A 12,404-nucleotide genomic window follows, 5' to 3' on the forward strand; every position below is an offset into this window, starting at 1 on the left:
TTGTTAATTCAAAAGAAAATCCTGTATTGCTACAGGATTGATAAATTATAACTGAGGAAGTTAGGTGTTTAAGCGATGAAATGAAATATCAATAGTGAATTTTTGCTTTGCAAAGTAAATGATGAATAATTAACCATCAATTAGAAAATGCTTCTATATTTATGGTTCGTAACTTCGAATCTCACAACCCACAATAAATTCACAAGCGCAGAGTATTGACCATTGACGATTCACAAATTTACCTCTCTAATACGAAGTTTCATGCACCTTCACCGCTCTTCCGCTCGGATCGTTCATTTTTTTGAATGCTTCATCCCATTCTAAAGCGATAGGAGTGGAGCATGCTACAGATGGAACAGATGGAACAGTAGCGGCTGCCGTTTCACTTGGAAAATGTTCTTCAAAAATAGTTCTGTATCGGTATTCTTCTTTGTTCTGAGGAGTGTTTAACGGGAATCGGAATCTTGCGTTAACCATCATTTCATCCGTTACTTCTTTTTCAGCAACCTCTTTTAAAGTATCGATCCATGAATAACCTACGCCATCTGAGAACTGTTCTTTCTGTCTCCAGACAATAGAATCAGGAAGAAGGTCTTCAAAGGCTTTTCTCAGTACCCATTTTTCGATTTTTCCTTCAGTGGTATTGATCATTTTATCTTTCGGGTTAAGAGTCATGGCAATATCCATGAATTCTTTGTCAAGGAAAGGTACTCTGCCTTCAATTCCCCAGCTCATCAATGCTTTATTGGCTCTTAAACAGTCGTACAGGTGAAGTTTACCCAGTTTTCTTACTGTTTCATCGTGGAATTCTCTTGCGTTGGGAGCTTTATGGAAATACAAATAACCCCCGAATAATTCATCAGAACCCTCTCCTGAAAGTACCATTTTTATCCCCATAGATTTAATGACCCTTGCCAGAAGATACATTGGGGTGGATGCCCTGATGGTTGTTACATCATAGGTTTCCAGGTGGTAAATTACGTCACGTATAGCATCCAGTCCTTCCTGAACGGTAAAGTTAACTTCATGGTGAACAGATCCAATATGTTTTGCAGCAGTTTGTGCAGCAGCCAGGTCGGGAGAACCCACAAGTCCTACAGCAAAACTATGAAGTCTTGGATACCAGGCTTCCTGTGTATCTCTGCTTTCGATTCTCTGGCGGGCAAATTTGGCAGTGATCGCTGAAATAACTGAAGAATCTAAACCTCCCGAAAGAAGTACTCCATAAGGAACATCACTCATCAGCTGTCTGTGAACAGCATCCTCAAGACCTTTTCTTAATTTTGCGATATCTGTTTCGTTTTCTTTCACATGATCAAAGCTGTCCCAGTCTCTTGAGTACCATTGCTGAAGCTCAGTGCCGTCCTGACTGTAAACGAAATGTCCCGGTAAAAATGTCTCGATTTTTTTACATACACCTTCAAGAGCTTTTAATTCAGAAGCTACATAATAGTTTCCGTTTTTATCCCAACCTTGATAAAGAGGGCAGATTCCCATGTGGTCACGGGCAATAAGATAGACCTCATTTTCAGTGTCATATAACGCGAAGGCAAAAATTCCGTTCAGTTTTTCAACAAAATTTTTCCCATATTTTTTGTAAAGAGCTAGAATAACCTCACAGTCAGACTGAGTCTGAAACTCATAATCAGGAAATTCTTCTTTTAATTCTCTATGGTTGTAGATTTCACCGTTCACAGCTAATACTACTTTTCCGTCTTTTGTAAATAAAGGTTGTTTTCCAGAAGTAGGATCTACTATGGCAAGTCTTTCATGAGAGAAAATTACTTTTTCATCCTGAAAAACTCCGCTCCAATCCGGTCCTCTGTGACGGATTTTTTTTGACATTTCCAAAACCTGAGATCTTAATCCTTCAGTTTTTTGCTTGGCATCAAATAAACATACAATTCCACACATAATTTCTATTATTTATGAAACAAAAGTAAAGGTGATGTTTATAAATAGCAATAAAAAATGTTTGAAACGGAATATTTTTAATTAATTAGGATTTTAAAGTTAAAAATATTAACTATTTATTGAATTTTATATGTTTTTGATTGATTTTTTTCGCCAGGCTAAATTTGTGACATCCCTATACAAAATAAAAATGACATATTTATTAATCTATGGTAATTAATTATATGAATTTTAACCCTTACTTTGTGGCTCGAAATAATTTTTTTTCATCATTTGTGTTTTTACCTTCTTGCAATTCTCATGCAAGAAGGTTTTGTTTTTATTGTACTCCGAGTAAAGTTCCCGAAACATTCCATGCACTGAAACTTGTGCCTTCGGAAGCTCCCTGAGGAATTTTCACCTGAATTGTATGTTTTCCTGCTTTCAAATCTCCCAGAGGAATGAAGTTGGGATTGGTAACCGTTCCCGGGCACCAGTTTGATCTGCTGAGATCTGATGATGAAAGACCGTCCTGGAAATTTCCTGATGCGGGATTGTACAAACGGTACGAACCACAGTCTGTTCTCCACGGAACGAATGAAAATACAGGATTTCCATCAACAAAAATAGAATTGGCTTTAGGGACAAATTCATCACCGTTTTCCCAGCCTCCGTGTCCCGTGGTGGTATATCTTAGCTGAGCGTTTTTTAAATCTTTATTTAAAGTGAAATTAACAAGGAGTCCTTTATCCTGATTGAACATCGTAGAGTAGTCCTGTCCGGCCATTTCCATAATATTTAAAGTATTGAATAATGGAATCGCGGTATTGTTTTTATAAATATTCTGATCACTTTTATGAATGGTAATATCAAGGCTTACTTTATGGCCTCCTTTATCATAGTTACCAATAAATGTGCCTACCCAAAGCTCTTTTCCTGATAATGCAGGTTTCAATTCTGTAATATCCTGTCGGTAAGGGCTGATGGTCTGCCAGGTTTTTCCTTTAAGCTGAATATGATTGAACTTCTGGATTCCAAAAGCGGTAAAGAATCTCATCATTTCCATAGCAGGATTATAATTGTCGGTAGTTGTTATACCATAATATTGCTTTCCGTTTCCGTTTTCGTAGACAGGAAGTGTTTTTGCTCCCTTTTCCAATCCATCAAAAAAAGACTTTTCTTTATCCTGCGGAATGAAAAATACGGTTCCGGTTCTGTCATAGGCATCGCCGTTCGACTGTTGTTTCAGTTCTACAAAAATATTTTCCCCTTCTGTAATAGCAGGGAATTTTATCTTTTTAAGAATGATAGTACCGTTGGCGTATCTTTTTACCTGATCATCTGATTTGGAAGCATCAGAAAAATTGATGGTTTCGTTTTCAAAAACATTCAGCGTGGTAAATCTGCTTTTCCAAAGTAAATCTTTATATCCTAATTGATCTGTCGTCTGGATGTTTCCTTTTACAATACTTTCAATTCCTGTATTCTTGATTTTTTTGATCGAGCTTGCCGTAATTAAGGAGTTTTTATTTCTTTCAACTTCCAGAACCAGCCCTAAATTCTGTCCCAAAACAGAAGGTCCGCCTTTCAGTTTCAAATCATTCGTATACCAGACTTCAATGGTGTTTGAATTGACTTTGGTAACTGCTTTTTTACAGTTGTATCCTAAAATCTTTTTAGTTTCATGGGTAAGTTCAAAATCCTGTTTCCCCACAGACTCAGCATCTGATGTTGAAATAATGGATTCAGGTTTTAAGAAAGCATAAGAAACAATTGTGTTTGATGGTTTTTCTACCTTAGTGATTTCATAAGGGAAGCTGCTTTTTTGTTCTTTGATAGTGCTGTTGAGAATGAAATTTTCTTTCTCATTAACCCAAACGATGGTGGAGGGCTGGTCAGCAGTTGTTTTTCCGTTATATGAGCTGGTATATTGAATTTCATAGGTCTGTGCAGAAAACAGACCATATAAGAAAATTACCAGAAAATTGAAAACAGTTCTTGTATGCATAGATAAAATGAGTTTGCTGCAAAGTTATTCTAAAGTTTCTACAGCATCAAAACGGATTATTCTATACAGTTAGTAGACAGTGTACTTTAAATGTTACAAAAAATGTTACATTTTTTTTGGAAAGATTTTTAAATAAAAAAAACTACTCCAGAAAATAGAGTAGTTTTATATATTGTTATTGGGTTTAGATTAAGAAATTCTCTCAATCAAAGCCATATAGAATCCGTCATAGCCTTCGCTAGGCATTACTTTTTCATCCTTAATCATTTTGAATCCAGGATTGTTTTTGATGAATTCATCTACCTGCAGATTATTTTCAGATGGAAGGATAGAACATGTAGCATATACCATTTTTCCTCCTTTTTTAAGCATTTTAGAATAGTCCTGAAGGATTTGCTGCTGTTCTTTTTTAATTCTGTCAATAAAAGCCTGATCAATTTTCCACTTACTGTCCGGGTTTCTTTTTAAAACTCCAAGACCTGAACATGGTGCATCAATCAAAAGTCGGTCTACTTTATCATGAAGACGTTTGATGACCTTATTGTCGGAAATCATACGGGTTTCAATGTTGTGAGCTCCAGCTCTTTTTGCACGACGCTTTAATTCTGCTAATTTCCATTCGAAAATATCCAGGGCTACAATCTGACCTTTATTTTTCATGATGGCTGCTAAGTGAAGTGTTTTTCCTCCCGCACCAGCACATGCATCCACTACTCTCTGTCCTTCTTTTACATCAAGAAAATAACCGATCTTTTGAGAAGAGGCGTCCTGAACTTCAAATAATCCTTCTTTGAAAGCTGTGGTCAGGAAAACGTTTTTCTTTTCTTCCAGCTGAACAGCATCAGGATAATTTTTAATAGAGAAAGCTGTTACTCCTTCATCAGAAAGATCCGAAATAAGCTCCTTAGGTGTTGTTCTTAAAGAGTTGGCTCTTAAAACTGTAGGAGCCTGCTCATTCAAAGCAGTCATTTCTCTTTCCCAGTTGGCTCCAAGTTCTTTTTCAAGAGTTTCAGCCAGCCATTCAGGAATAGAATGTTCTATTGCTTTTGTAGGAACTGTATTCTTTTTAAGTTTCGTAAGAATATCGGCAATTTTGATTCCGTCAAATTCTTCGAATTTTTTATAATTGGTTTTACTCCAAAGTAAATAGGCGATAATAAGCTTGTAAATATTGTTGGGTTTTACACCTTCCCCCATATAATATTCAATACGTTTTTTCCAACGGATGATATTGTAGAAGATCTCAGAAACAACAGCTCTGTCCTGGCTTCCCCATTTTCTGTTTGCTTTCAGAAGTCTTTCAATAACCTTATCGGCATATTTGTTTTTCTCGAAAAATGTCTCCTGTAGGGCATCGTGAATTCCGATGGCCAAGTTTCTGTGAATAAGTTCCATAAATTTGCTTCGCTGTTTGAATCTGCAAAAATACGACTTTTAATTGAGAGTTTGGAATTTGGGATGGAGGAGATGATGAATGAGGCTGTAAATGGTGAATAGTTAATGGTCAATCCACTGCGCTTGTGAATTTTTTCGGGATAAGAGATTCGAGATTCGGGTTTGGGTACTTTGGTTTGAGATTGAGGTTGGGAATTCACCATTCACTTTGCGAAGTAAAAATTGACTTATTGATGGTCCCATTATTCCCTCTTGACTTCAACCTCCAAAAAGCTCTACCTTTGCAAAAAATTAAAAATATGAGTGATACAGTACTTTGTCCGAAATGCAGCTCTGAGTTTACCTATCCAAGTGATAATATGATGGTATGCTCCCAGTGTTTCTACGAATGGGATCCTGCAGAAGTGGCTGCAGAAGCGTCTAATGAAGGAAAGATATTGGATTCAAACGGAAATGAACTTCAGGATGGAGATTCTGTAGTTGTGGTAAAAGATCTTCCTGTAAAAGGAGCACCAAAACCGGTAAAAGCTGGAACTAAAGTGAAAAATATCCGTTTAAGACCAGGAAGTGATCATAATATTGACTGCAAAATTGATGGTTTTGGAGCTATGGCTCTTAAATCTGAATTTGTAAAGAAAGCGTAAGAAAGCTTTGTTTTTTTATGCTATAAAAATAAGAAAGGAAAAGATTGGACAGTGTAATCTTTCTAAGACTTAATTGCAAGATTGCTAATGTCCGTCTGGAAGGCAGAAAGAGAAGTAACCAAAAATTTCCTTATGCTTTAGAGATACAAATGTAAGAAAAAGTTTGATATACGGATTCTTATGTTTGTATTTTTTTTATGGATAAGTGTAAGTAAATGTTGGTGTTATGTGATGTGTAATGAAAAGATAAATCTTAAAATAAGAATCAGGTTAATAAGCAAATTGAGAAATTCGTCCTTTATTTTACATGAACGAAATAGTAATTCGCCCCTCTGATTTTTCATCCGTATAAACCACCATTTCTTTATTCTTTGCTTTAATTTTATTCCAATAATAGTTTCCTGCAAATCTGCTTTCAATAACTTCGGCTTCGAGACCGGTTTCAGTGATTTTTATTTCTTTAGGATAATAGGATAATTTTGAAAGCTGGAAGTCTTCAGCTTCAGTTTCGTTGAAAATATTCACCTCTCCGAATAATTTTGCAACATAAGAGTTGTAAGGATGTCTGTAGGTTTCTTCCGGACTGTCATTCTGAATAAGTCTTCCATCCTGTAAAATGACAATCTGATCCAGCCAAGGCATAATATCCTGAAGTTCGTGAGTAGAAATGATCAAAGAAACGCCATGCTGTTTTACGTATCTGAACAGTCTTTCTCTTAGTTCAATTTTTCTCGGAAAATCCAGATTACTGAATGGTTCATCTAAAATAAGGAGTTTGGGAAGTACAGACAATGCTCTGGCAATGGCCACTCTTTGCTGCTGCCCGCCACTTAAATATTTGGGAAGTACATTGGCAAATTCCTGAAGACCTACTACCTCAAGAAGTTCTGTTACAGTTTCTTTTTTTTGTTTTAAATTGATATTTGAAATAAACTTTCCTACATTTTCTGCAACCGTAGCGTAAGGCATAAGGTCAAAATTCTGTGCTACAAATTTCATTTCCGGTTCTCCGGGAACAAGATTTCCTTTTGGTCCTAAAAGCCGGTTTCCGTTAAAAATAATTTCTCCGCTTTCCCAATCAAGAAGACCATAAATAAGGTTGAGAAGAGTAGATTTTCCGCATCCGCTTTCTCCGGCAAGAGCTATAATTCTGTTTTCTTCAAACCTTAGGTTAAGGTTCTGAAACAGGGGATTTTCTTTGTTATGAGAGAAAAATAAATTGTTTATTTCTAATAGCATATTACAAATGTAAGGTTTTTATGAAAACATAATTTTTTTTATTATATTAGCGGGACTAATAAAAATAAATCAAAAATGAGAAAAAAACTGTTTTCGATAGCGATTCCTGCTTTATTCGTTGCTGCTGTAATGGTTTCTTGTAAAAAAGATAAACCGCTTACCAGTGAGAGTAATGAGGTGACGACTACTAAAGAAGGTAGCCAGTTCACTTTGGATACGCTAAACAGTAAAGTTGAATGGAAGGGATATAAAGTATTTAAATCTGAAAATACGAGCCATTTTGGAACGATCAGATTTGAAAGCGGAGATGTGACGGTGAAAGACGGAAAACTGGAAAGCGGAAAATTCGTTGCTGATATGAGCTCATTAACTTCTGTAGACTTGAAAGACAGCCCGGAAGATATGGGGAAATTAAATGGCCACCTGAAGAGCGGTGATTTCTTTGAAGTTGAAAAATTTCCAACTGCTTCTTATGAAATTACAAAGGTTACTCCAGCTACAGAAGGTGATTACAATACTCTTTTGGATGGTAATTTAACGATTAAAGGAATTACCAAGCCTGTTCAGTTTAAAGCTAATGTTTCTGTGAAAGATGGAGTGGTGAGTGTAGCTACTGAACCGAAAGATATTAAGAGAGAAGAGTTTGGGGTGAAGTTCCAGGCTCCTGCTGAAAACGGAGTGATTAAAGACGAGGTGACTCTTCAGATCAACGTTAAAGCTTTAGAAAAGAAATAATTTTTTTATTTAAGTGAAATAAGTGATTGAAGTCTGCCTCCCGAAAAAGAGGCAGATTTTTTTATGACGGACTTAATATTAAACTTAAAAGTCGTATTTTTGCAAAACATTTTGAAAGGGTAAAATAATGATTGAAAAGATAGAAGAACTACTGATCGAAGTAAACGGCTTCAATGCTACCTCTAGGGAAGATATCGAAAGCTTCCGAATCAAGTACAACGGTAAAAAAGGGGTTCTTAATGATTTTTACGAAACATTAAAAGAAGTTCCTAACGACCAGAAGAAAGATTTCGGACAGAAGATCAATACTTTGAAACAGGCAGTTGCCGGAAAATTGGAAGATTTGAAAAATTCTTCTGAATCTTCTGTTGTCGTAGAAAAAGAAGATCTTACAAGACCTGAATTTCCTTTGGAATTGGGGTCAAGACACCCAATTAATCTGGTAAAAAACAGAATTATTGAAATCTTCAAATCTATTGGTTTTGCAGTTGCAGACGGACCTGAGATTGAAGATGACTGGCATAACTTTACGGCGCTTAATCTTCCGGAATACCACCCGGCAAGAGATATGCAGGATACGTTCTTTATTGAGCAGAATCCGGATATTCTATTGAGAACACATACTTCTTCCGTACAGACTCGTTTTATGGAAGAAAATCAGCCGCCAATCAGGATTTTATCTCCGGGAAGAGTTTTCAGAAATGAAGCGATTTCTTCACGTTCTCACTGTATTTTCCACCAGATTGAGGGATTATATATTGATGAGAATGTAAGTTTTGCTGACTTAAAGCAGACAATACAGTTCTTTACTACTGAGCTTTTCGGAAAATCTAAAATCAGAATGAGACCTTCATTCTTCCCGTTCACTGAGCCAAGTGCTGAGATTGATGTGTATTGGGGATTGAACTCTGAAACAGATTACAGAATCACGAAAGGAACAGGATGGCTGGAAATTATGGGATGCGGAATGGTAGACCCTGCCGTACTGAAAAATGTGAATATTGATTCTGAGAAATATTCAGGATATGCATTCGGAATGGGAATTGAAAGAATTACAATGCTTCTTTACCAGATGAGTGACATCAGAATGTTCTTTGAAAACGATATCAGAACACTGGAACAGTTCAAAACACTATAAAAAATCAAACCTCCGGAGCTCCGGAGGTTTTTGTTTTTAATTACTGACCTAAGAAACAAAACGTAATTAAAAACTGATCTTATTGAAAAATTTACACGTGTCTGTTTCTTATGCCCATACTTCGGTTCGAATCCGCTAGGTACCTCAAAGGAAGTATTGACATGCTGCAGCTCTTTGTCTGCCTCTATAATAAAGACAACCAGTATTAAGAATGTATTACATTGGAAATAAAAAAAGCCTGTAAAATTTTACAGGCATTATATTCAAAAATTAAATTTTCTTTAATTACTAAACTTTAAAGGGTATTTAACATTTTTATAATCATCAATACTGGCTTTTAATGAACCTACTGCAAGTTCAGCTTTCAACAACATAGGCACGTGGTTGGCATCATTGGAAACCCACATCGTAACGCCTTCTTTTTCTTTAAATACTCTTCCGCTTTTTACAGATGGAATAATCTTTAAACAATTGATAGTCCCGAATTTGGTCTTTAAATTTTCTGTTCCTGTCACTTTTAGCTGAAAAGGAAACATTTCATCATCAATCCATACATTCATATTGATGATGGTTCCCACTTTCAGTTCATCCGGGCTTTTACTTCTTAAGTAGTAAAAACATGAAAGCATATCCTGAACTCCTTTTACTGATTTTAAAACCTTAGAACCATTGGCCGGAGTCTTTTTATCTGTTAAAATTAATGTATTGTTATCGTGATTAAAAACCGTTTCAAAATGCTGGCGGTAGCTTCCTTCACGTACATTTCTGACATAGAAACTTGGTAATCCTGTCTGTGTATTGATAAAACTTTCATATAAATCTTCCACTTTGAAGAATGCTTTTACGGCGCCGGTAGTCTGCCCTGTACCTTTTACGTACAGATGGGGTATCCCTTTGTAATTGGTCTGTTTTGTAGTAAGGTTCGCTGTTCCTGCGTTAAGGAAGCCGTAGTGTATTCTGAGAGTGATAGATTCGCCGTCCGCGATGTTATCAATCTGGGCCGAGCCTAAAAAGAATATAAATACTGCAAAAAGGTTTAAAATTTTCTTCATAACAAGACATTTACAAAAACATTGCCAAATTTAAAATCTTAAATGATAGATATTTGACAAATCTCAGGTTTTTATTTAGAATCAATTAAATATGCTTCGCATTAAAATTAGTAAATTTGCAGTTACATGTATAATTAAATTATCTTAAATATTATGATAACCACTGATATATTGATCATAGGTGCGGGACCTACAGGACTTTTTGCAGTTTTTGAAGCTGGTTTATTAAAAATGAAGTGCCATATTATTGATGCGCTTCCACAGCCGGGAGGGCAGCTGGCGGAGCTTTATCCTAAAAAACCTATCTTCGATATTCCAGGTTATCCTTCAGTGAATGCTGGAGAATTGGTGGATAATTTGATGGAGCAGATCAAGCAGTTTCAGCCTGGATTTACTTTGGGAGAAACCGCTGTTTCTTATACTAAAGTAGATGATGAATGGTTTGAAGTGATTACTAACAAAGGGACTGTTCACAGATGTAAAGCAATTGCCATTGCCGGTGGATTAGGTACTTTCGAGCCTAGAAAACCTACTATGGAGAATATTGCAGACTATGAAGAAAAAGGTCTTGAATATTTCGTGAAAGAACCTGAGCATTTCAGAAACAAAAAAGTAGTGATTGCCGGAGGTGGTGATTCTGCTCTTGACTGGAGTGTTTTCTTATCAAATGTAGCAAGTGAAGTTACATTGATCCACAGAAGAAATGAGTTCAGAGGAGCTTTGGATTCTGTAGAAAAAGTTCAGGATCTTAAAAATAAAGGAAAAATTAAACTAATCACTCCTGCTGAAGTTACAGCGATTAAAGGTGACGGAAAAGTAGAAGCGATTACGGTACAGGTTGACGGTGAGGAAGCTTATGACATTGAAACTGATTACTTTATTCCATTATTTGGATTGACTCCAAAATTAGGAGAGATCGGAAACTGGGGATTAAATATCGAAAAAAATGCCATCGTTGTAAACAATGCTTTAGATTATCAGACAAATATTGACGGAATCTACGCAATCGGAGATATCAACACCTATCCTGGAAAACTGAAGTTGATTCTTTGTGGTTTCCACGAAGCTACTTTGATGTGCCAGAGTGTTTATAACAGACTTAATCCTGGTAAAAAATTCGTTCTAAAATATACAACCGTAAGTGGTGTAGACGGATTTGACGGAAGCCGTAAAGAAGCAGAGAAGGCAGTTGTGAAAAAAATTGACTAATTTTGCAGAATTATGTCAGATGTTAATATTAAAATCACCGACAGAGAAGGGGTAACCCACGATGTCGTAGCGCCTACGGATATGTCCATGAACTTAATGGAAATTATCCGTTCTTATGAATTGGCAGAAGAAGGTACTATTGGTGTATGCGGAGGAATGGCGATGTGTGCTTCATGCCAGGTATATGTCATCAATGATCCTGGTCTGGAACCAATGGGAGATGAAGAAGACGCTATGTTGGGTGAGGCTTTCCATGTGAAAGAAAACAGCAGATTAGGATGTCAGTTACATATTGCCGATGCCATGGAAGGGCTCGAAGTGGCAATTGCTCCTTATCCTTAGAAAATATTTTTTAATCTTAATAAAAACCCGTCCGAATTTTTTGGACGGGTTTTGTTTTCTATGTTAAATTTCCTCCTTACAAATCCACTTTCCAACTGTAGGAGCCTGATAATTTTTCATCTTTTCCAGCAGATCATTAATGGTGTCGCTGATCAGCAGCATATCTCTGTTTACCTGCTTTAAAAATCCTTTATCTACCATAGTCTGAACCAGTTTGATCAGATCATCATAGAAGCCGCCAATATTCAGAATTCCGATAGGTTTTTTGTGAAGGCCAAGCTGTGCCCACGTGATCATCTCGAAAAATTCTTCCAAAGTTCCGTAACCACCGGGAAGAACGATAACCCCATCGCAAAGCTCGTTCATTTTCGTCTTTCTTTCATGCATGGTTTCCACAATGATAAGTTCGGTCAGATTTTTATGAGCAATTTCTTTAGATTGCAGAAAGTGGGGAAGGATTCCAATGACTTTGCCTTTTTCACTCAATGCTCCGTCAGCAATCGTTCCCATCAGGCCAACATCTGCACCGCCATAAATGAGCTGTATATCTTGTTTAGCTAAGGTTTTTCCGAGTAATAATGCCTGTTCTTTGTAAATGTCATGCGACCCGAAACTTGAGCCGCAGAATACGGTGATACTTTTCATTGTAGAAGGTTTTTTTATGGTTTGGATGCTTCGACAGGCTCAGCATGACACAGCTAAAAATTAATCTCTAAAAAACGATTAGTATTAGAGATGTCATGCTGAGC

Annotated in this window: 11 protein-coding genes; 5 read left to right on the forward strand and 6 right to left on the reverse strand. The window is 36.5% G+C overall.

Going from position 1 to position 12,404, the window contains the following annotated elements:
• Positions 1-246: 246 nt before the first annotated feature.
• The 3 genes from asnB to GFU89_RS21100 form a co-directional block, all read right to left on the reverse strand.
• Entirely contained in the window at positions 247-1,914 is a 1,668-nt protein-coding gene (gene asnB, locus GFU89_RS21090) for an asparagine synthase B (protein WP_318848995.1), read from the reverse strand.
• A 319-nt stretch (positions 1,915-2,233) separates the two neighbouring features.
• Positions 2,234-3,901, reverse strand: a complete 1,668-nt coding sequence (locus GFU89_RS21095; RefSeq protein WP_318848996.1) for a GLPGLI family protein — start codon at positions 3,899-3,901, stop codon at positions 2,234-2,236.
• Between the two features lie 189 nt (positions 3,902-4,090).
• Positions 4,091-5,296: an RsmB/NOP family class I SAM-dependent RNA methyltransferase gene (locus tag GFU89_RS21100; protein WP_318848997.1), complete on the reverse strand. Its 1,206-nt coding sequence runs from the start codon at positions 5,294-5,296 to the stop codon at positions 4,091-4,093.
• A gap of 299 nt (positions 5,297-5,595) precedes the next feature.
• Between GFU89_RS21100 and GFU89_RS21105 the strand changes: the two genes are divergently transcribed.
• Entirely contained in the window at positions 5,596-5,940 is a 345-nt protein-coding gene (locus GFU89_RS21105; RefSeq protein WP_318848998.1) for a zinc ribbon domain-containing protein YjdM, read from the forward strand.
• 303 nt (positions 5,941-6,243) lie between these two features.
• On the opposite strand, the gene GFU89_RS21110 is transcribed toward GFU89_RS21105, so the two are convergent.
• Positions 6,244-7,179 carry an ABC transporter ATP-binding protein gene (locus GFU89_RS21110; protein ID WP_318848999.1) on the reverse strand — a complete coding sequence of 312 codons (936 nt, stop codon included), beginning with the start codon at positions 7,177-7,179 and terminating at the stop codon, positions 6,244-6,246.
• A gap of 75 nt (positions 7,180-7,254) precedes the next feature.
• On the opposite strand from GFU89_RS21110, the gene GFU89_RS21115 reads away from it, so the two are divergent.
• Together GFU89_RS21115 and pheS are read left to right on the forward strand one after the other, a co-directional pair.
• A complete protein-coding gene (locus tag GFU89_RS21115) occupies positions 7,255-7,914 on the forward strand; it encodes a YceI family protein (protein WP_318849000.1) in 660 nt (219 codons plus the stop codon).
• Between the two features lie 127 nt (positions 7,915-8,041).
• Entirely contained in the window at positions 8,042-9,052 is a 1,011-nt protein-coding gene (gene pheS, locus GFU89_RS21120; protein WP_318849001.1) for a phenylalanine--tRNA ligase subunit alpha, read from the forward strand.
• Between the two features lie 281 nt (positions 9,053-9,333).
• Here pheS and GFU89_RS21125 read toward each other — a convergent pair whose 3' ends face one another.
• Complete coding sequence (locus tag GFU89_RS21125) at positions 9,334-10,104, reverse strand: DUF3108 domain-containing protein (RefSeq protein WP_318849002.1); 771 nt, start codon at positions 10,102-10,104, stop codon at positions 9,334-9,336.
• Between the two features lie 153 nt (positions 10,105-10,257).
• On the opposite strand from GFU89_RS21125, the gene GFU89_RS21130 reads away from it, so the two are divergent.
• Both GFU89_RS21130 and GFU89_RS21135 read left to right on the forward strand, forming a co-directional pair.
• The gene (locus GFU89_RS21130; protein WP_318849003.1) at positions 10,258-11,313 is read left to right on the forward strand and encodes an NAD(P)/FAD-dependent oxidoreductase; all 1,056 of its coding nucleotides are present in this window, start codon (positions 10,258-10,260) and stop codon (positions 11,311-11,313) included.
• A 12-nt stretch (positions 11,314-11,325) separates the two neighbouring features.
• A complete protein-coding gene (locus GFU89_RS21135; RefSeq protein WP_318849004.1) occupies positions 11,326-11,655 on the forward strand; it encodes a ferredoxin in 330 nt (109 codons plus the stop codon).
• Positions 11,656-11,718: 63 nt separating this feature from the next.
• On the opposite strand, the gene GFU89_RS21140 is transcribed toward GFU89_RS21135, so the two are convergent.
• Complete coding sequence (locus GFU89_RS21140; protein WP_318849005.1) at positions 11,719-12,300, reverse strand: TIGR00730 family Rossman fold protein; 582 nt, start codon at positions 12,298-12,300, stop codon at positions 11,719-11,721.
• Positions 12,301-12,404 lie beyond the last annotated feature (104 nt).

Origin of the sequence: Chryseobacterium sp. JV558, assembly GCF_033712365.1 — a bacterium.
Classification (GTDB): domain Bacteria; phylum Bacteroidota; class Bacteroidia; order Flavobacteriales; family Weeksellaceae; genus Chryseobacterium.